Here is a 19,888-nt window from a genome sequence, read left to right on the forward strand (position 1 = left end):
AATAAGGCTTCTCTCTGCAGCAAGGGAGAGGTCTTTTGTATATATCAGGAGGGATTATATGAATAAAAAGAATATTATCCATACATTAGAACAAATTGCGCTTTATCTAGAATTAAAAGGTGAAAATCCATTTAAAATTGCAGCATTTCGTAAAGCTGCACAAGCATTAGAGACCGATACAAGAAGTATGAGTGAGATCGATGACATAACAGCTATCAAGGGAATCGGAAAAGGAACTGCGGCTGTCATTACAGATTTGCTTGAAAATGGACGTTCCGAAGTACTGCTAGAATTGCAAAATGAAATTCCTAAAGGGTTGCCACCATTATTAAAGCTACCTGGGCTGGGTGGGAAAAAGATAGCGAAGTTATACAAAGAGCTTGGTGTTGATTCTGCGGAAAGTTTGCGTTTAGCATGTGAAGAAGGAAAAGTAGCTGCTCTTTCTGGCTTTGGTAAAAAAACGCAAGATAAAATAATGAAAGAACTAGAAAGTTTTGGCGAAAAAGCAGAAACGCATCCTATTTGGCTTTTGGATGAGCTAGTTACACAACTCAATGTATTGCTGGAGGAAATACAAGAAATTGATGAATTTTCTGTTGCAGGCAGTTTTCGTCGTGTGAAGGAACAAAGTAAAGATATTGATTTCATTATCGCTACTGAGAATCCGGCCGCTGTGAAAGAAGCGTTGCTTTCAAAGTTAAGCTATCAAGAAATCATAGCTTCTGGAGACACAAAAATCTCGGTAGAGCTACAAACTGAAGGAATACAAGTGGATTTCCGCCTTGTTTCCAATGAAGAATATGCAACAGCTCTTCATCATTTTACAGGTTCCAAAGACCATAATGTTCGCATGCGCCAAATCGCCAAAGAGCATGGGGAGAAAATCAGTGAATACGGAATTGAACAGCAAGACGGGAGAGTCTTGACATTTGATTCCGAAACGGCGTTTTTCGCTCATTATAATCTTCCTTTTATTCCGCCAACAGTGCGTATGGACGGCAAGGAATTTGACCGATTAGATCAAATACCTGATTTAATAAAGCTTAGTGATATACAAGCAGATTTGCATATGCATACAACTTGGTCAGACGGCGCTTATGCAGTTCATGAAATGGGACAAGCGTTGATTGATAAAGACTACCAATATGGTGTGATAACAGACCATTCTCAATATTTAAAAGTGGCGAATGGTCTGACGCCAGAACGACTAAAATTGCAACGTAAAGAAATTCAACAATTCAATAGAGAACACCCTGAATTTACCCTATTAGCTGGGACGGAGATGGACATTTTGCCTGACGGGTCACTTGATTTTGATGACGAAGTAATGGCAGATCTTGATTTTGTGATAGCTTCCATCCACTCAAGCTTCAGCCAACCACAGGAAAAAATTATGGAGCGTCTTCATGAAGCGTTAAAAAATCCGCACGTCGATATGATTGCTCATCCTACAGGGCGAATCATCGGCAAAAGAGACGGTTATAACCCAGATGTGCCCCAATTGATTGCGTGGGCGAAAGAATATGGTAAAATTTTAGAGTTAAATGCTAATCCGTATCGCTTGGATTTATGCATGGAGCATTTAGAAATGGCAGCTCGTGCTGGTGTACCGATTGCCATTAATACAGATGCTCATGCAATTGACCAATTACGCTTTATGGAAGTTGGCACAAAATACGCCCAAAAAGCTTGGCTGAAAAAAGAAAACATTGTTAATACATGGTCACTGAAAGACTTTATGACTTATTTACAGAAAAAATAGGAGGTGTACTTTTAGTGATAGGAACACGAGCACTAAAAACACTAGAGTTTGATAAAGTGCGGGCTCAAGTTGCGACTTACTGCACGTCATCTCTTGGAAATCATGCTATTAGCGAGCTGGCTCCAGAAACAGAGTTTGATCGTGTTAAAGCACTTTTAGATGAAATGGATGAGGGACTTTCCATTTTGCGTATCAAAGCGAACGTACCGCTTGGCGGCATTTTTGATATCCGTCCTCATGCTAAACGCGCTCAAATAGGCGGCATGCTGAGCCCTCAAGAATTAATGGAAATCTCAAGTACTATTCGTGCGAGCCGCATTTTCCGAGAATTTATTGAAGATATAGAGGAAGAGGGGGATATTCAAATCCCCCATTTTAGCCAAAAGAAAAGTGAAATTCCAATTTTGACTGGACTTCAACATGAAATAAATTCATGTATTGATGACAATGCGGCAGTCATGGATTCTGCAAGTTCTGAGCTTCGCAGCATTCGTCAACAGCTTCGTGCCCAAGAAGGCAGAGTTAGAGAAAAATTGGCAAGCTTGACGCGCGGGAGCAATGCATCAAAAATGCTGTCTGACTCGATCGTGACAATTCGAAACGATAGATTCGTTCTTCCTGTTAAGCAAGAATATCGCTCACATTATGGCGGCATTGTCCATGACCAATCTGCATCAGGGCAAACATTATATATCGAGCCAGAAGCAGTTGTTCAAGCCAATAATGAGATCCATCGCTTAAAAGCAAAAGAAAAAGTGGAAATTCAAAAAATCTTAATCCATCTTTCTGCTCTTGTACAAGAGGTAGCACATGAACTTTTCGGATTGGTTCGCCTTCTCGGCGAGATTGATGCTATCTTAGCTAAGGCAAAGTATGGACAAGCGAACAAATGTACCATGCCAGTGATGAATAATGATGGTTATATAAAATTAACAAAAGCTCGGCATCCTCTATTGCCAATCGAAAGTGCTGTTGCCAATGATATCGAATTTGGCAGTGATATAACAGCTATTGTTATAACAGGCCCAAATACAGGTGGTAAAACGGTTACATTAAAAACTGTGGGCTTATGCACATTAATGGCTCAAGCGGGTATCCCGGTCCCTGCTCTTGATGGTTCAGAGCTCGCTGTGTTTACACAATTATTTGCAGACATTGGCGATGAGCAATCAATTGAACAAAGTTTATCTACTTTTTCGAGTCATATGGTCAATATAGTTGAAATCTTAAAAGAGTTTGACGATCAATCGCTTGTACTATTTGACGAATTAGGAGCAGGAACAGATCCTCAAGAAGGAGCTGCCCTGGCTATTTCCATTTTAGATGAAGTTCATGGAAGAGGTGCTCGCGTTATGGCCACCACTCACTATCCTGAATTAAAGGCGTATGGTTACAATCGTCCTGGGGTTGTGAATGCTAGCGTCGAATTTAATGTAGAAACGCTTAGCCCAACATATAAATTGTTGATTGGTGTGCCTGGTCGTAGTAATGCCTTCGAAATCTCTACAAGGCTTGGTTTGCCTGAAAACATTATAGAGAACGCAAAAGCATATACAGGCACAGACCGCCATGAAGTGGATGCCATGATTGCCTCGTTGGAAGAAAGCCGTCGGAAAGCAGAGGCTGACGCTGAACGCTCTCACCACTTGATGGTAGAAGCAGAGACTTTACAAAAAGATCTCGATGAAAAGCTAAGAGAGTATGAAGAAACAAAAGAAGAGCTAGTTAAAAAGGCGAAAGAAAAAGCACGCAAATTAGTAGAAGAGGCTAAAAGGGAAGCAGAAGAAGTCATCGGTGAGCTTCACAAAATGCAAATTAACGCGAATAAAGCGATTAAAGAGCATGAAATCATTGATGCCAGAAAACGCCTTGAAGAAGCAGCTCCTAAGGAAAATCGTGTCTTAAAGAAACAGCGTCAAGTAAATGCGCGCGCAGTTAATTTGCAAAAAGGCGATGAAGTAAAAGTAATTAGCTATGGCCAAAAAGGGACATTAATTGAACAGGTGTCAGACCATCAATGGATTGTCCAATTGGGTATTCTGAAGATGAAGATCGACACATCCGATTTAGAATATGTAAAACCTGAAAAAACGAAGGAAACCGTAAACGTATCTGCAGTCCGCAATCGAGATTCCAATGTCAAATTAGAACTTGACTTGCGTGGCGAGCGATATGAAGACGCAATGGTGCGCACTGAGAAATATTTAGATGATGCCATGTTGTCAAACTATCCTAGGGTATCTATCATTCATGGCAAGGGAACAGGGGCTTTACGTCAAGGAATCCAAGCTCTTTTAAAACGTCATAGAGGCGTCAAAAGCTACCGTTTTGGTGAAGCTGGCGAGGGTGGTTATGGAGTCACGGTTGTCGAATTAAAATAGCAAATGAGGGGAATTCATGCTACTGAATAGTTTTTGGCACCACCCAATGGTCCAAACTGCGGGTTACTTTAGTCTTGTTGTACTGTGCCTTGTCATCGCAATGGCCATTTTTGAACTTGTGACAAAATATAAAAATTGGCAAGAAATCAAAAACGGAAATATGGCGGTGGCATTAGCTACAGGAGGGAAAATATTGGGGGTTTGCAATATTTTCCGCTATTCCATCGAGCGGCACACATCTCTCCTTGCCATGATTGGCTGGGGAATGTTTGGTTTTGTATTATTGATTTTCGCATATATTCTTTATGAATTTCTTACGCCTACGTTTAAAATCGACCATGAGATCGAACAGGACAATCGCTCAGTTGGCTTTATATCCTTTACCATCTCAGTAGGTTTATCATTTGTTATAGGCGCAAGCATTTCATAGTAGTTTAGGAGTCTGGAATGGAAAAATTAGCAAAAGTCTTAATGATAGTCTGCGTATTATTTATTCTTACAGGGATTATTTATCTTTTCTTGCATTAAACGAAGTAGAACCAAGCATACAGAGCTTGGTTCTTTTTTTATAAACTATGTTCGATTTATATAATAATCTTTTATTCTCTAAAGAAAAAATGAATAATAATTGAAAGCGCTCTCGCATTAAATTATAATTAAAGTTAGAAATATTCTAATTAATAAGAATAGGGGGCATTTCGTGTGACGGAAAAGATTTGGCTAAAGAATTATCCTCCTGACATACCTGCAAGATTAGCGTATGAAGAAATTCCTTTACAAGAATATTTAACAAGAGCAGCTGAGAAATCGCCAACGAAGATTGCCATACATTTCTTAGGAAAAGAATTAACGTATCAAGAACTGTACGAATCATCCTTAAAATTCGCAAATTATTTACGAAAGATTGGTATTGAAAAAGGGGATAGGGTAGCAGTAATGCTTCCAAACTGTCCGCAAAACGTCATTTCTTATTTTGGTATTTTGTATGCAGGAGGGATTGTGGTACAGACGAATCCGCTCTATACAGAAAGAGAAATAGAATATCAATTAAAAGATTCAGGTGCCAAAGCTATTGTTTCATTGGATATCCTTTATCCACGCATTATGAAAGTGTGGAAAGAAACGGATTTAGAAAATATTATTATTACCGCTGTAAAAGACTATTTGCCGTTTCCTAAAAACATGCTCTATCCATTTATTCAAAAAAGGGATACTGGCTTTACCGTGTCAGTACAGCATAGCGGCTCCAACCATCTTTTCGCTGAAATCATAAAAATCGGTGAATTGAATCCCGTTAAGTTGGATTTTGACTTTACAGAAGATGTAGCATTATTACAATACACTGGGGGGACTACAGGATTTCCGAAAGGCGTGATGTTAACGCATCAAAATCTTGCATCAAATGTCCAAATGTGTAGGGCATGGATGACGGAAACTGTTCCGGGAGAAGAAATCATTATGGGTGTTTTGCCATTCTTCCATGTTTACGGTATGACAACTGTCTTGCTTTTAACAGTCATGAATGGCGATCGAATGGTCTTAATGCCAAAGTTTAATGCGAAAGATACATTGAAAACAATACAAAAACAAAAACCAACGCTCTTCCCAGGTGCGCCTACTCTCTATATTGGTTTGCTCAATCATCCTGAGCTAACCAAATTTGATTTATCATCAATTAAAGCTTGTATTAGCGGCTCTGCACCGCTGCCTGTAGAAGTTCAAGAAAAGTTTGAACATATAACGGGCGGCAAATTAGTGGAAGGCTATGGTTTAACCGAATCCTCGCCGGTTACTCATGCTAATTTTATTTGGGGCGGCAAACGTGTAAAAGGATCGATCGGTGTACCGTGGCCAGATACAGATGCTATGATTTTTAAAATGGGAACGACAGAAGCTGCAGAAATAAGAGAAGTGGGTGAAATTGCAGTTAAAGGTCCTCAAGTAATGAAGGGCTATTGGAATCGGCCGGAAGATACTGAAATGACACTCATTGATGGATGGCTTCTTACGGGAGATATAGGCTATATGGATGAAGAAGGCTATTTCTATGTAGTAGACCGCAAGAAAGACATCATTATTGCTGGCGGCTTTAATATCTATCCTCGGGAAGTAGAGGAAGTACTATATGAGCATGAAGCTGTGCAAGAATGTGTGGTTCTTGGAGTACCAGATCCTTATCGTGGAGAGACGGTAAAGGCTTTTATTGTATTAAAGGATGGCTATAAAGCAACAGAAGAAGAGCTTAATAAGTATTGTCGAGCGAAGTTAGCTTCATTTAAGGTTCCAAGAATATATGAATTCCGTTCAGAATTGCCTAAAACAGCTGTAGGGAAAATTTTAAGAAGATCACTTTTGGATGAAGAAAAAACACAAGTTACGCAATGACTCTTTCTTGACAATCCACGCGATTGAATATAATATGAAAATATGAATGAATAGTCATTCATATTTTCATAATTACGCGGTGGTGATTGATTTGAAGAAAGACAAACCAAAATACAGACAAATTATTGATGCTGCTGTCATAGTGATTGCGGAAAACGGTTATCACCAAGCGCAAGTTTCCAAGATTGCTAAGCAGGCAGGCGTTGCAGATGGAACAATTTATTTATACTTTAAGAACAAAGAAGATATCCTCATTTCTGTTTTCAGTGAAAAGATGTCTGTCTTTGTGGAAAATTTAAAAGTAATTATTCAAGAAAGCATAACAGCCCAGGAAATGTTGGCAAGGATGATAGAAGGGCATTTTAAAGTTTTATCGGAAGATCATCATTTGGCAGTAGTTACGCAATTAGAGCTACGCCAATCCAACAAAGACTTACGCCTCAAAATTAACCACATATTAAAAGAGTATCTAGACTTGCTGGATGATATATTGCAAAGGGGTATCCAAGCAGGTGAATTTATAGAAGATATGGATTTGCGGTTAGTTAGGCAAGTAATTTTCGGTACAGTTGATGAGGTGTCCACAACATGGGTTATGAAAGATCAAAAATATGACCTTGTTGAAATGGCGCCACGGGTGCATGAAATACTGTTAAAGGGCATTCAGACGCAATAAACAGAGGCAAAATACACTATTTTGCCACATACATAGGGAAAACAAAGGAGGATTTGGAGAATGCAATATCTAAGTTATAAGGTGGAAGAAGGCGTTGCGGTTACCGCAATTAATCGACCGCCAGCAAACGCGCTCTCCCGGGGGTTAATTGAAGAGGTAGATGAGCTTCTTAATGCAGTTGAAAATGATGCGAGTGTACGTGTCATCTTGCTGCATGGAGAAGGTAGATTCTTTTCGGCTGGAGCTGATATTAAGGAATTTACAGAAGTATCTTCCGGCGAAGAATTTCAAACGATGTCGGCGAGAGGGCAAGAAGTCTTTGAAAGACTTGAAAATTTTTCAAAGCCTGTGATTGCCGCAATACATGGTGCAGCACTAGGCGGTGGTTTGGAGCTTGCGATGAGCTGTCATTTCCGCTATGTGAGCGATACAGCTAAGCTAGGATTGCCAGAGCTACAGCTTGGGTTAATTCCTGGCTTTGGTGGTACGCAACGCTTACCTAGATATGTAGGTGCAGCAAAAGCAGCTGAAATGATGTTCACTAGCAATCCAATTACTGGAGAAGAAGCAGTGAAATGGGGCTTGGCGAATCTGGCATTTTCAGAAGAGCAATTACTAGAAGAGTCGCTTAAAACTGCAAAGAAAATAGCGAAGAAGAGCCCAATTGCTTTAAAAGTGGCTATAGAAATGTTGCAATTTTCTAAAACTGCTCAATTTTATGAAGGCGTCCAAAAAGAGGCGGAAGGGTTTGCGCATATTTTCACCACACAAGATGCAAAAGAGGGAATCGCTGCATTCATCGAAAAAAGGGAACCTGTTTTTAAGGGACAATAAAAGTATTAGGGGGTAAGTACTATGAATATTTATGTATTAGTAAAAAGAACTTTTGACACAGAGGAAAAAATTGTTTTAAATGGTGGAGCAATTCAAGAAGATGGGGCAGAATTCATCATCAATCCGTATGATGAATACGCAATTGAAGAAGCAATCCAAGTACGTGATGCACAAGGCGGAGAAGTTACAGTCGTAACAATTGGTGGAGAAGATGCTGAAAAACAACTTCGTACAGCTCTTGCAATGGGTGCAGATAAAGCTGTGTTAATTAATACAGAGGATGACGTAGAAGATTTAGATCAATATTCTGTCGCACATATTTTAGCTGAATACTTAAAAGACAAAGATGCTGACCTTATTTTAGGTGGTAATGTAGCAATTGATGGTGGATCAGGACAAGTGGGGCCACGTCTAGCTGAACTTCTTGGCATTAACTATGTAACTACTATTACTAATCTTGAGATTGATAGCGACACAGTCAAAATTGTACGTGATGTTGAAGGAGATTCAGAAGTCATCGAAACAACATTGCCATTATTAGTTACAGCACAACAAGGTTTGAACGAACCACGCTATCCTTCTTTGCCAGGAATTATGAAGGCAAAGAAAAAACCTCTAGAAGAATTAGAATTAGATGATTTAGATATTGATGAAGATGATGTAGAAGCAAAAACAGAAACAGTCGAAATCTTCTTACCTGCCGAAAAAGAAGCGGGTCGTGTTTTGCAAGGTGAATTAAAAGACCAAGTAAAAGAACTAGTTCAACTACTTCATACAGAAGCAAAAGTAATCTAAGCTACGATTTATTGCGGAGGAGGAAAACATATGTCAAAAAAAGTATTAGTATTAGGCGAAGTACGTGAAGGATCTTTAAGAAATGTTTCATTTGAAGCGATTGCAGCAGGGAAAACAATTGCGGATGGTGGAGAAGTTGTAGGCGTTTTAATCGGCGACTCAGTAGAAAACGTGAGTGCTGAAATGATTCAGTATGGCGCTGATCGTGTTATTACTGTGGAACACCCTCATCTAAAACAATATACTTCAGATGGTTTCAGCCAAGCATTTATGGCTTGTGTAGATGCTGAACAACCGGAAGCAATTGTTTTTGGCCATACGGCACTAGGCAAGGATTTATCGCCAAAAATTGCGAGTAAATTACAAAGCGGCTTAATCTCTGATGTAACTAAAATCGAAGGAGAAGGCGAAGATGCTGTATTTATCCGCCCGATCTACTCTGGTAAAGCATTTGAGAAAGTAAAAGTTAAAGAAGGCGTCCTATTTATAACAATTCGTCCAAACAATATTGCTCCATTAGAAAAAGATGAATCTCGCACTGGGGAAGTTTCAAGCCAAGCAGTAGATATCACAAATTTGCGTACAGTAATCAAAGAAGTGGTACGCAAAGCATCTGAGGGCGTAGACTTATCAGAAGCGAAAGTCATTATTGCAGGCGGACGCGGTGTAAAGAGTGAAGAAGGCTTTAAGCCATTGCAGGAACTTGCTACACTATTAGGCGGAGCAGTTGGTGCTTCACGTGGTGCTTGTGATGCTGATTACTGTGATTATTCATTGCAAATCGGCCAAACAGGTAAGGTTGTAACACCTGATTTATATATTGCATGCGGTATCTCAGGAGCAATTCAACATCTTGCAGGAATGTCAAACTCCAAAATTATCGTAGCAATCAATAAAGATCCAGAAGCAAATATCTTCAAAGTAGCAGATTACGGTATTGTAGGCGACTTGTTCGAAGTGGTGCCAATGCTAATTGAAGAATTTAAAACCATTTTAGTGAATGCATAATAAGTTGAAAGCTCTGCCACGAAGCAGAGCTTTTCTTTTAAAATGGAAGTGTGGCAGCAATTAAATAAAGACCAAGTGAAATAAATGAGCAGAATTTTCGCTTTGTCTAGTTTCTTTATGCTACACTACCGATACATACCATTTAAGGAGGAAATGTAACATGGCAATTGTACATTCAACAGACGCAACATTCTCAAATGATATTTCAAAAGGTTTAGTTTTAGTAGACTTCTGGGCAACATGGTGCGGACCTTGTAAAATGATCGCTCCTGTTTTAGAAGAATTGGACCAAGAATTAGATGACAAAGCAACAATTGTAAAAGTGGATGTTGACCAAAACCAAGAAACTGCTAGCCAATTTGGTATTATGTCAATCCCAACACTTGTTTTATTTAAAGACGGTCAACCGGTTGATAAAACTGTTGGGTTCCAACCAAAAGAAGCATTAGCGGAATTAATCAACAAACACGCTTAATTCTTTCTGTTCTATAAACAAACCCGGGTCCTACTATTAGGCACCCGGTTTTTTTTAGAGGTGATACAAATGAATGATTTAATTAAACAAAAATTAGCTATTTTACCTGACCAGCCAGGCTGTTATTTAATGAAGGACAGGCAAGGGACCATAATTTATGTAGGTAAGGCGAAAGTATTGAAAAATAGAGTTCGTTCGTACTTTACAGGTTCTCATAATGGTAAAACGCAACGACTTGTAAGTGAGATTGAAGACTTTGAGTATATTGTTACTTCCTCCAATAAAGAAGCTTTTATTTTAGAGTTAAATCTAATTAAATTGCACGATCCTAAATATAACATTATGTTAAAGGACGATAAAACCTATCCATATATTAAAATAACCAATGAAAAAAATCCGCGCTTGCTAATCGTAAGAAAGGTCAAAAAGGATAAGGGTAAGTATTTTGGCCCCTATCCTAATGCTTATGCAGCTACTGAGACAAAGAAGCTGCTGGATCGTCTTTATCCCTATCGAAAATGCCAAAATATGCCTAACCGTGTATGTCTGTACTATCACTTAGGACAATGCCTAGCACCTTGTGTAAAGGATATCGAAAAAGAGACATATCGGCAGATGACTGCTGAAATCACTAATTTTTTGAACGGTGGGCATAATGCAGTAAAAAAAGACCTAGAGCAAAAAATGATTGCTGCTTCTGAGAAATTGGATTTTGAGCGTGCGAAAGAATATCGTGATCAAATCGCCCATATTGAAGCGGTAATGGAAAAACAAAAAATCACAACTAACGATTTTACAAATCGTGATGTTTTTGGCTTTGCTGTTGATAAAGGCTGGATTTGTGTTCAAGTCTTCTTTGTAAGACAGGGCAAGCTGATAGAAAGAGATGTTTCTCTTTTTCCGACATATGGGGAGCCTGAGGAAGAATTCTTAACATTTGTAGGTCAATTCTATGAAAAGAATGAGCATATACAACCGAAAGAAGTCTTACTGCCAAAGGGTGTGGATGGAGATATACTTCAAGAAGTACTAGAGGCAAAAGTACTGATCCCTCAAAAAGGAAATAAAAAAGAGTTGGTTGATTTGGCATCTAAGAATGCGCAAATTGCTATCAGTGAAAAATTCCAGCTGATTGAAAGGCAAGAACAACGAACAATTGGTGCATGTGAGGAACTTGGCAATGCAATGAATATCACAACCCCATTACGCATTGAAGCATTTGATAACTCTCATATTTTTGGAGCCGATACTGTATCCGCCATGGTTGTGTTTATTGATGGTAAGCCGAATAAAAAAGAATACCGCAAATTCAAGATTCAAAGTGCAAACGCCCATGATGATTATGGTGCAATGAAAGAAGTAATCCGTAGACGATACTCACGTGTTTTGAAAGAGGGTTTGCCGCTGCCGGATTTGCTTGTTACAGACGGAGGCAAAGGGCAAATGGAGATAGCCAGAAGCATATTAGAAGATGAGCTAGGTTTAGATATTCCAATTGCAGGTCTTGCAAAGGATGATAAACACCAAACTTCCCAATTGCTTTACGGCAATCCGCCTGAAATCATTCCGCTAAAGCGTACAAGCGAGGCTTTCTATCTATTGCAGCGTATCCAAGATGAAGTACACCGATTCGCTATTACCTTCCATCGATCATTGCATGAGAAAAATGCCATTACTTCTATCTTAGATGAAATTCCAGGTGTCGGGCCCAAAAGGAAACAACAATTATTGAAACACTTTGGGTCGATTAAAAAGATTAAAGAAGCAGATATTGAAGCTTTGCGAGAAGCGAAGGTACCTGAGAAACTAGCACAGGTAATCGTAGACTTTTTTGCAGAGAAAGAGAAATCCTTAAATAACAAAAAGTAGATAAGCGAGCTTATCTACTTTTTTAATAGTACTTATAAATGTTAGAGATCTGTAATCATCCCTCAATAGGATCCTTCAAGTCCCATTTAATGTGAAATTTAACATGGGTTTGTTTGGGTTTGATTTCTTCCGCACACTCTGTAAGGAAGCCACATGCTTGTTGTTGGCTTTGGGCTAAGAATCCTGCTTCAAGACGGAAACAACGTTGGTTGAACTTTAAGTGTTCATCTGTTCCTGCCAATGTACAAAATGCTTCATCTTTTGACAGCTTGTCGATTGTCAAGTCCCCCCAGCCAGCTTCTTTAAAAAAGACCGGAACTTGGTCTAAATCGGTCGCTGGGAACTTACGGGCCAACTCTTTTCCGCACCAGTAAAGGATATCTTCTTCATTCTTTCCCAAAATAGAGGAAAGTACATGGTCACGGATGAGTTCATAGCCAAACTGAGTGACTTCTTCTTTATTTGTTTCGGTAGGCATGGCAATTCCTTCTTTCTTATATTTTTTAACGGTTTTTTGATTAAAAAGAAGCCTTGGTTATAGAAGAGAAATTATGTATCTTTTCTAGAATAATATGTCTTATCGCAACATTTGAAAATAGCTTTGTTACCTTGACGCTTATGAGGGATGAGAGTACAATAAACTTGTCATAATATTGTACCATTATGAAACAAGCAGTCAATAGAATGTCCGTTACAATCTAGTGGCGAAAAATTGACAGTCTTCGTTTCCAGTACTGAGGGGGGTAACAGTCTTGTCGAAAGATCGAGAGTTTTATTGGCGTCGTCTGCATTCTCTTCTTGGAATCATTCCAGTAGGGATTTTTGTGACGCAACACTTGTTAGTAAACTTCCAAGCTACAAACGGTGAAGAATCATTCAACAAAGCTAGTGATTTCATGGGGAATCTTCCATTCTTATGGTTCCTAGAGTGGTTCATAATTTACATTCCATTAATGTTCCATGCATTCTATGGTGTGTACATTGCGTTCACTGCTAAACCAAATAACCAACGTTTTGGCACATTCCGTAACTGGATGTTCATGTTACAACGTATTACAGGGGTTATCCTAGTAATCTTTATTGCATGGCATATCTTCCAAACACGTATTCAAAAGGCGCTTGGCACTGAAGTAGACTATGATATGATGGTTAAAGTACTATCTAACCCATTCATGGTAGCATTCTATGCATTAGGTATTATTTCAGCTACATTCCACTTAGCGAATGGTATTTGGTCATTCTTAGTAAGCTGGGGAATTACACAATCTCCAAGATCTCAACGAATTGCAACTTATATCACAATGATTTTCTTTGTAGTGTTATCTGTAATCGGCATTTCAGCTCTATTTGCATTTGCATAAGGTGATAGACTGATAGACGTGAAAGCGCTTGATTACTATTTGAACGAGGAGTGAGAAAAACATGGCTAAAAGCAAATTGATCGTCGTTGGTGGCGGTTTGGCCGGCTTAATGGCTACTATGAAAGCTGCCGAAATGGGCACTGAAGTTGAATTATTCTCGTTAGTTCCGGTAAAACGCTCACACTCTGTTTGTGCGCAAGGCGGAATTAATGGTGCCGTTAATACAAAAGGTGAAGGTGACTCACCTTGGATTCACTTTGATGATACAGTGTATGGTGGGGACTTCTTAGCAAACCAACCACCTGTAAAAGCAATGTGTGACGCTGCACCTGGCATTATCCACTTATTTGACCGTATGGGCGTTATGTTTAACCGTACCCCAGAAGGTTTACTAGATTTCCGACGTTTCGGCGGTACACAACATCACCGAACAGCATTTGCTGGTGCGACTACTGGTCAACAACTTCTTTACGCACTTGATGAACAAGTTCGTCGTTGGGAAGTAGAAGGACTAGTGACTAAGTATGAAGGCTGGGAATTCCTTGGCTTAGTTCTTGACGATGAAGGCGTTTGTAAAGGTATTAAAGCACAAGACCTTACTACACATGAAATCAGAGCATTCCGTTCTGACGCTGTAATCATGGCTAGTGGTGGTCCTGGTATCATCTTCGGTAAATCAACAAACTCAATGATTAACACAGGTTCTGCTGCATCTATCGTTTACCAACAAGGCGCAAAATACGCTAACGGTGAAATGATTCAAATTCACCCAACAGCAATCCCAGGCGATGACAAATTACGTCTAATGTCTGAATCTGCTCGTGGTGAAGGCGGTCGTATCTGGACTTATAAAGACGGTAAACCTTGGTACTTCTTAGAAGAAAAATATCCTGCATACGGAAACTTAGTACCACGTGATATTGCAACACGTGAAATCTTTGACGTATGTATTAATCAAAAATTAGGTGTTAACGGAGAAAATGTTGTATACCTTGACCTTTCTCACAAAGACCCTCATGAATTAGATGTTAAACTTGGTGGCATCATCGAAATTTATCAAAAATTCGTTGGTGATGACCCACATAAAGTACCGATGAAAATTTTCCCTGCTGTTCACTATTCAATGGGCGGATTATGGGTAGATTACGATCAACATACAACTATTCCTGGCGTATTTGCAGCTGGAGAATGTGATTACTCTCAACACGGTGCAAACCGTCTTGGCGCAAACTCACTATTATCTGCTATTTATGGCGGTAGCGTAGCTGGTCCAAATGCAGTTGAGTACATCCGTGGACTTGACAAACATGTTGAAGACCTACCATCTTCTCTATTTGATAGCGCAGTAAAAGAAGAACAAGAGAAATGGGATGAAGTACTTCGTCTAGATGGTACTGAAAATGCTTACTTACTTCACAAAGAACTTGGAGAAGTAATGACAGAAAACGTAACAGTTGTTCGTTACAACGACAAGCTTGAAAAAACTCTTGTAAAATTACAAGAACTAAAAGAACGTTATAACAACATTAATATTAACGATACATCAAAATGGTCAAACCAAGGTGTTCAATTCACTCGCCAATTGAAAAACATGCTTGCACTTGCAAATGTTATTACAAAAGGTGCTTTGCTTCGTGACGAATCACGTGGGGCTCACTATAAACCTGATTTCCCTACTCGTGATGATGCAAACTTCCTTAAAACAACAATTGCTGAATTCACGCCTTCATTTGATCCAAAAATTAGCTACGAAGAAGTTGATGTTTCACTAATCAAACCTCGCGAACGTAACTATGCGAAAGGAAGTCACTAATAATGGGTAACGAAGCGCAAAAATTTGTTGAAGTTGAAGTTCAACGACAAGACAATGCGGACTCTAACCCTTACTGGGAAAAATTCCGTGTTCCTTATCGTCCAAACATGAATGTAATCTCTGTATTGATGGCAATTCGGGAAAATCCTGTAACGACTGACGGCAAACAAACAACACCTGTTTCTTGGGACATGAACTGTCTTGAAGAAGTATGTGGCGCTTGTTCAATGGTAATTAATGGACGTCCACGCCAATCATGTTCATCATTGGTTGATCAATTGACACAACCAATTAAATTACAACCAATGAGTACTTTCCCTATCATCCGCGACTTGCAAATTGACCGTAGCCGCATGTTTGATTCATTGAAAAAAGTCAAAGCATGGGTTCCAATTGATGGTTCTTATGACCTAGGCGAAGGTCCTCGTATGCCAGAACGTAAACGTGAATGGGCATATGAATTATCTAAATGTATGACTTGCGGTGTCTGCTTAGAGTCTTGTCCGAATGTAAACAGCCATTCAGACTTTATCGGCCCTGCACCACTATCTCAAGTTCGTTTATTCAACTCACACCCAACTGGTGCGATGAACAAAGACGAACGCCTAAACGCAATCATGGGCGATGGTGGACTTGCTAGCTGTGGTAATGCTCAAAACTGTGTAGTTGCATGTCCAAAAGGTATTCCTTTGACTACATCAATTGCAGCACTTAACCGTGACACTACAGTTCAAATGTTCAGAAACTTCTTTGGTTCTGACCACATGGTGGACTAGTTTTTAAGAATGATAGAAGCTCCGTACAATATTCATTGTGCGGAGTTTTTTATCTTTATTTTGAGATTCATAATGCTACGATATTTACTAAAAAGTTTACAACTATGGATAGTAATAGATTTTGAGTTACATGTTCTGTATAATTAATGAATAGCTATTCATTTTTTCTTTACAGAGGGGGAATTGCCAATGTTAAAAAGCTACATAAACAATATCGAAAATTGGAAAGAAGATTTTACTTTTTATGTACCGATTGAGGTACGCTTTTCAGAGACAGATTTATATGGCCATATGAATAACACTGTCCCGTTCGTTTATTTCGAGCAAGCGAGGATTGATTACCTAAAATCGTTAGGATTAATGCAAGAATGGTTAAATAATGGTGAAACGATACCTGTAGTAGCAGATTTGCAATGCGATTTTGTAAAGCAAGTTTATTTCGGAGAACAGTTGAAAGTCTATGCCAAGATTGCAGACATGGGCGCGTCTTCCATGGATATACACTATTTAGCGGTAAATGAAAAAGACGAGATTTGCTTTGGCGGCCGCGGCGCAATGGTACAAATAAGTGCTAAAACAGGTAAATCTGTCCGTTGGCAAGAAGAACAATTGACAAAGCTAACACGATAAAGTCAAATAGCCCTTGAAATGCCGTCACAGCTAACCATGTCCCTACATAAGTTACAATGTGAGGGGATTGGAGGGGCGCCCGGAATGAGTCGTTTTCATCATTCAATATTAACGAAAAGAGAACACGAAATTTTTCTTCTATTAATGAAGGACTATGCTACAAAGGAAATTGCCAAAGAGCTGGGCATCAGCGAGAAAACAGTACGAAACCATATTTCCAACACCATCCAAAAATTGGGTGTATCTAGTCGTGCTCAAGCAATGCTTGAACTCATAAGATTAGGAGAGTTTTCGCTAGACTAAAAAGGATACTTGCCATTTTCCTAAAAAAACTTCACAATAGGAATAAGTAATCCTTTTGAGGAGTGGATAAACTACATGTCGAACCAAGAGCCACAACAATTTCAAACAAATGAACAGATTGCATTATTAGAAAAGAATCTGCGCCACATTGCTGCTCTAATTAAGCAAAGAGGCAGAGAAATATTAAGTAATTATACAATTACCCCACCACAGTTTATCGCTCTACAATGGCTTCATGAGTTAGGTGACATGACAATCGGAGATCTTTCGAATAAAATGTATTTAGCGTTCAGTACAACGACCGATTTAGTAGATCGTATGGAAAAAAATGCGCTTGTGCAGCGTATTCGAGATACTCAAGATCGTCGTGTCGTTTGTATCCATTTGCTTGAAGAAGGAGAGCGCATTATTGAAGAAGTAATTGAACAACGCCAAAATTATTTGGCAGACCTAGTAAAAGACTTTTCTAGTGACCAGGTTCAATCTCTATCAATATTGTTAAGTAAATTATACGAAGAAATGAACCAGGATAGAGGCGGTTAAAGTGAATGCTCCCATCGGAGTTATTGATTCAGGAGTAGGTGGGCTAACCGTTGTCAAAGAAATGCTGCGCTATTTGCCAAATGAGTCGATTATTTATTTAGGCGACACTGCGCGCTGTCCTTATGGAACAAGATCTAAAGAGCAAGTCATCGAATTTACAAACCAAATTGTCGAGAAGCTTTCGAAAATGGATATCAAAATGCTTGTCATTGCTTGTAATACGATTACAGCTGTTGCTTTAGAAGGCTTACAAAAACGTTGTCCCTTCCCTGTCATTGGTGTAATCAATGCAGGAGCTAAGGCGGCGATTAAAGCGACAAAGACACGCAGTATCGCGGTTATTGCTACACCTGGCACAGTAAAAAGTGGAGCATACGAAAATGCAATATATTCGTTGAATTCTTCTAGCTCTATCACAGCGCTTGCTTGTCCAAGGCTTGTGCCGCTTGTGGAAAGCGGCCAATATCAGGGTGAGTTTGCACGGAATCTAGTAGAAGAAACACTAGCTCCATTGAAAAATAGTCGGTTTGATACAATGATTTTAGGTTGTACACATTATCCAATTATTCAAGAATTGATTGAAAAAGTAGTTGGAGAAGAAGTGCATGTGGTATCTTCTGCAGAAGAAACTGCAAAGCATGTGAAAGAAACACTTGAGTTTCTGCATATTGAAAGAATGGATGAACACCCACCTAAGCATCTTTTCTATACAACAGGTTCGGTACCTATTTTTCAGTCCATCGCAAGTAGTTGGTTACCCTTAAAAGATTTGCAAGTCAAACGAATACAACTATAGTGCTAAGCCCGAGACATCATGTTTCGGGCTTTTCAATTGGAAACATGCTAAAATAACCTAGAGAAGAAAGGGGCGTACATAATGAAACAAATTATTATTGCAACAAAAAACAAAGGAAAAGCAAAAGACTTTGAAGCCATTTTTGAGCCATTAGGGTTTGAAGTACTAACATTATTCGATGTGGCACCTGACATGGAAATCGAAGAAACAGGGAGTACATTCGAGGAAAACGCCGTATTAAAAGCTGAGACAGTCGCTAATCGATTACATACCTATGTTATAGCAGATGATAGCGGCCTTGAAATAGATGCTCTACACGGCGAACCAGGCGTTTATTCAGCACGTTATGCAGGAGACCATGATGACGAAGCAAATATGGATAAGGCCCTTCGGAATTTAGAAGGCGTTCCTACAGAAGATCGCACAGCCCGTTTTACATGCTGCCTAGCTATCGCAGGTCCAGATGTGCCGACAGAAACAGTGAAAGGTACGTGTGAAGGTGTGATTTTGACTGAAAGACGAGGCAATCAAGGCTTTGGATATGACCCTATTTTTTATGTGCCAGAAAAAGAAAAAACGATGGCAGAAATGACGCCGGCAGAAAAAGGTAGTTTATCACATCGCGGCAATGCAATCCGCAAGCTTGCAAGTGATTTGCCTACTTGGCTCCAATAGGGGAGTGAAGCACCTATGAAAATATTGGTTATGAGCGATACACATGGCGATGCAGCTATAATACAAGAAGTGAAGAAACAAAACTTAGATGTTGATGCCATCTTTCATTGCGGTGACAGTGAGCTTCCGTTTGATGCGCCAGAGCTGAAAGATGTGTATAAAGTCAGAGGCAACTGTGATTATGATGTGAATTTTCCGACTGAAGTCATCAAAGAAATAAACGGTGAGACTATTTTTATGACACATGGCCATTTGTTTGGCGTCAAATCAGGTTTAAACGCCTTGTCATTCCGAGCGAGAGAAGTTGGAGCAGATGTAGTGCTGTTCGGTCATTCCCATATCCTAGGTGTAGAACTGGTTGATGAAATCCTTTATGTCAATCCAGGAAGCCTTTTGCTGCCAAGAGGCCGTAAAGAAAAAAGCTATGCGATAATCGAAAAGACTGGCAATAGTTGGTCTGTTTCCTTTTATACAGAAGAGAAACAAATTATTGTAGAAAAAAATTTAGTAATTTAGCGTTGACTTATTCTCTAATCCTGCTATAATAAATATTGTCCTCATGATAATACTTCATGAAGACAACTTGTCCCAGTAGCTCAGCCGGATAGAGCATACGCCTTCTAAGCGTACGGTCGGGAGTTCGAATCTCTCCTGGGACGTAATATTGTATTCTTTAGAACCCTTGCGCTGCAAGGGTTTTTTTGTTTTTAGAGTTTTGGTCATGGATGGATTCAGTCAGGAAAGAGAAATCTCTATAATCAGGCGGATGCTCCGATAAAAAAATATGGCAAGTTATCGGATAGTCT

Annotated in this window: 20 protein-coding genes and 1 tRNA gene; 20 read left to right on the top strand and 1 reads right to left on the bottom strand. The window is 39.4% G+C overall.

Annotated features, from left to right (window positions below; translation table 11 throughout):
* Positions 1-58 precede the first annotated feature (58 nt).
* The 10 genes from polX to uvrC all read left to right on the top strand — a co-directional run bounded on the left by polX (position 59) and on the right by uvrC (position 12,185).
* A complete protein-coding gene (polX, locus tag RCJ93_RS00825) occupies positions 59-1,762 on the top strand; it encodes a DNA polymerase/3'-5' exonuclease PolX (RefSeq protein WP_446738141.1) in 1,704 nt (567 codons plus the stop codon).
* Positions 1,763-1,776: 14 nt separating this feature from the next.
* Positions 1,777-4,143: an endonuclease MutS2 gene (locus tag RCJ93_RS00830; protein ID WP_446738142.1), complete on the top strand. Its 2,367-nt coding sequence runs from the start codon at positions 1,777-1,779 to the stop codon at positions 4,141-4,143.
* Between the two features lie 16 nt (positions 4,144-4,159).
* Entirely contained in the window at positions 4,160-4,573 is a 414-nt protein-coding gene (locus tag RCJ93_RS00835; protein WP_066788703.1) for a DUF350 domain-containing protein, read from the top strand.
* A 272-nt stretch (positions 4,574-4,845) separates the two neighbouring features.
* Complete coding sequence (locus RCJ93_RS00840) at positions 4,846-6,528, top strand: AMP-binding protein (protein ID WP_251647100.1); 1,683 nt, start codon at positions 4,846-4,848, stop codon at positions 6,526-6,528.
* A gap of 91 nt (positions 6,529-6,619) precedes the next feature.
* Complete coding sequence (locus RCJ93_RS00845; protein ID WP_066788700.1) at positions 6,620-7,204, top strand: TetR/AcrR family transcriptional regulator; 585 nt, start codon at positions 6,620-6,622, stop codon at positions 7,202-7,204.
* Positions 7,205-7,264: 60 nt separating this feature from the next.
* Positions 7,265-8,038, top strand: a complete 774-nt coding sequence (locus RCJ93_RS00850; RefSeq protein WP_249774552.1) for an enoyl-CoA hydratase — start codon at positions 7,265-7,267, stop codon at positions 8,036-8,038.
* 21 nt (positions 8,039-8,059) lie between these two features.
* Positions 8,060-8,833, top strand: a complete 774-nt coding sequence (locus tag RCJ93_RS00855; RefSeq protein WP_150284763.1) for an electron transfer flavoprotein subunit beta/FixA family protein — start codon at positions 8,060-8,062, stop codon at positions 8,831-8,833.
* Positions 8,834-8,863: 30 nt separating this feature from the next.
* Positions 8,864-9,841: an electron transfer flavoprotein subunit alpha/FixB family protein gene (locus tag RCJ93_RS00860; RefSeq protein ID WP_066788695.1), complete on the top strand. Its 978-nt coding sequence runs from the start codon at positions 8,864-8,866 to the stop codon at positions 9,839-9,841.
* A gap of 160 nt (positions 9,842-10,001) precedes the next feature.
* The gene (trxA, locus tag RCJ93_RS00865; RefSeq protein ID WP_150284761.1) at positions 10,002-10,316 is read left to right on the top strand and encodes a thioredoxin; all 315 of its coding nucleotides are present in this window, start codon (positions 10,002-10,004) and stop codon (positions 10,314-10,316) included.
* A 69-nt stretch (positions 10,317-10,385) separates the two neighbouring features.
* A complete protein-coding gene (gene uvrC / locus RCJ93_RS00870) occupies positions 10,386-12,185 on the top strand; it encodes an excinuclease ABC subunit UvrC (protein WP_446738143.1) in 1,800 nt (599 codons plus the stop codon).
* Between the two features lie 55 nt (positions 12,186-12,240).
* Here the strand turns inward: uvrC and RCJ93_RS00875 are convergent, their stop codons facing one another.
* Positions 12,241-12,663 (bottom strand): DUF2507 domain-containing protein, encoded by a 423-nt coding sequence (locus RCJ93_RS00875; RefSeq protein WP_446738144.1) that lies wholly within the window; start codon positions 12,661-12,663, stop codon positions 12,241-12,243.
* Between the two features lie 274 nt (positions 12,664-12,937).
* Here RCJ93_RS00875 and RCJ93_RS00880 point away from each other — a divergent pair, with 274 nt between their 5' ends.
* The 10 genes from RCJ93_RS00880 (at position 12,938) to RCJ93_RS00925 (ending at position 19,741) form a co-directional block, all read left to right on the top strand.
* Entirely contained in the window at positions 12,938-13,546 is a 609-nt protein-coding gene (locus RCJ93_RS00880) for a succinate dehydrogenase cytochrome b558 subunit (protein ID WP_066788680.1), read from the top strand.
* Between the two features lie 61 nt (positions 13,547-13,607).
* Positions 13,608-15,359, top strand: a complete 1,752-nt coding sequence (gene sdhA, locus RCJ93_RS00885) for a succinate dehydrogenase flavoprotein subunit (protein ID WP_066788678.1) — start codon at positions 13,608-13,610, stop codon at positions 15,357-15,359.
* A 2-nt stretch (positions 15,360-15,361) separates the two neighbouring features.
* Positions 15,362-16,135: a succinate dehydrogenase iron-sulfur subunit gene (gene sdhB, locus RCJ93_RS00890; RefSeq protein WP_066788675.1), complete on the top strand. Its 774-nt coding sequence runs from the start codon at positions 15,362-15,364 to the stop codon at positions 16,133-16,135.
* Between the two features lie 189 nt (positions 16,136-16,324).
* Entirely contained in the window at positions 16,325-16,765 is a 441-nt protein-coding gene (locus RCJ93_RS00895) for an acyl-CoA thioesterase (RefSeq protein WP_150284759.1), read from the top strand.
* A gap of 84 nt (positions 16,766-16,849) precedes the next feature.
* A complete protein-coding gene (locus RCJ93_RS00900) occupies positions 16,850-17,068 on the top strand; it encodes a helix-turn-helix domain-containing protein (RefSeq protein WP_066788667.1) in 219 nt (72 codons plus the stop codon).
* A 75-nt stretch (positions 17,069-17,143) separates the two neighbouring features.
* Complete coding sequence (locus tag RCJ93_RS00905) at positions 17,144-17,611, top strand: MarR family winged helix-turn-helix transcriptional regulator (RefSeq protein WP_066788665.1); 468 nt, start codon at positions 17,144-17,146, stop codon at positions 17,609-17,611.
* Between the two features lies 1 nt (position 17,612).
* On the top strand, positions 17,613-18,407 hold the full coding sequence (gene racE / locus RCJ93_RS00910; RefSeq protein WP_251647088.1) for a glutamate racemase: 795 nt from the start codon (positions 17,613-17,615) through the stop codon (positions 18,405-18,407).
* Positions 18,408-18,488: 81 nt separating this feature from the next.
* A complete protein-coding gene (locus RCJ93_RS00915) occupies positions 18,489-19,082 on the top strand; it encodes an XTP/dITP diphosphatase (RefSeq protein WP_446738145.1) in 594 nt (197 codons plus the stop codon).
* Between the two features lie 15 nt (positions 19,083-19,097).
* Positions 19,098-19,598 (top strand): metallophosphoesterase, encoded by a 501-nt coding sequence (locus RCJ93_RS00920; protein WP_446738146.1) that lies wholly within the window; start codon positions 19,098-19,100, stop codon positions 19,596-19,598.
* Between the two features lie 69 nt (positions 19,599-19,667).
* Positions 19,668-19,741: transfer RNA gene (locus tag RCJ93_RS00925), tRNA-Arg, on the top strand.
* Positions 19,742-19,888 lie beyond the last annotated feature (147 nt).

Source organism: Rummeliibacillus sp. BSL5 (genome assembly GCF_052928305.1).

Coding starts and splice junctions, on each gene's coding strand:
- polX (WP_446738141.1), top strand. CDS start 59: ATGAATAAAAAGAATATTATCCATACATTAGAACAAATTGCGCTTTAT.
- RCJ93_RS00835 (WP_066788703.1), top strand. CDS start 4,160: ATGCTACTGAATAGTTTTTGGCACCACCCAATGGTCCAAACTGCGGGT.
- RCJ93_RS00850 (WP_249774552.1), top strand. CDS start 7,265: ATGCAATATCTAAGTTATAAGGTGGAAGAAGGCGTTGCGGTTACCGCA.
- RCJ93_RS00855 (WP_150284763.1), top strand. CDS start 8,060: ATGAATATTTATGTATTAGTAAAAAGAACTTTTGACACAGAGGAAAAA.
- RCJ93_RS00860 (WP_066788695.1), top strand. CDS start 8,864: ATGTCAAAAAAAGTATTAGTATTAGGCGAAGTACGTGAAGGATCTTTA.
- trxA (WP_150284761.1), top strand. CDS start 10,002: ATGGCAATTGTACATTCAACAGACGCAACATTCTCAAATGATATTTCA.
- uvrC (WP_446738143.1), top strand. CDS start 10,386: ATGAATGATTTAATTAAACAAAAATTAGCTATTTTACCTGACCAGCCA.
- RCJ93_RS00875 (WP_446738144.1), bottom strand. CDS start 12,663: ATGCCTACCGAAACAAATAAAGAAGAAGTCACTCAGTTTGGCTATGAA.
- sdhA (WP_066788678.1), top strand. CDS start 13,608: ATGGCTAAAAGCAAATTGATCGTCGTTGGTGGCGGTTTGGCCGGCTTA.
- sdhB (WP_066788675.1), top strand. CDS start 15,362: ATGGGTAACGAAGCGCAAAAATTTGTTGAAGTTGAAGTTCAACGACAA.
- RCJ93_RS00895 (WP_150284759.1), top strand. CDS start 16,325: ATGTTAAAAAGCTACATAAACAATATCGAAAATTGGAAAGAAGATTTT.
- RCJ93_RS00900 (WP_066788667.1), top strand. CDS start 16,850: ATGAGTCGTTTTCATCATTCAATATTAACGAAAAGAGAACACGAAATT.
- RCJ93_RS00905 (WP_066788665.1), top strand. CDS start 17,144: ATGTCGAACCAAGAGCCACAACAATTTCAAACAAATGAACAGATTGCA.
- RCJ93_RS00915 (WP_446738145.1), top strand. CDS start 18,489: ATGAAACAAATTATTATTGCAACAAAAAACAAAGGAAAAGCAAAAGAC.
- RCJ93_RS00920 (WP_446738146.1), top strand. CDS start 19,098: ATGAAAATATTGGTTATGAGCGATACACATGGCGATGCAGCTATAATA.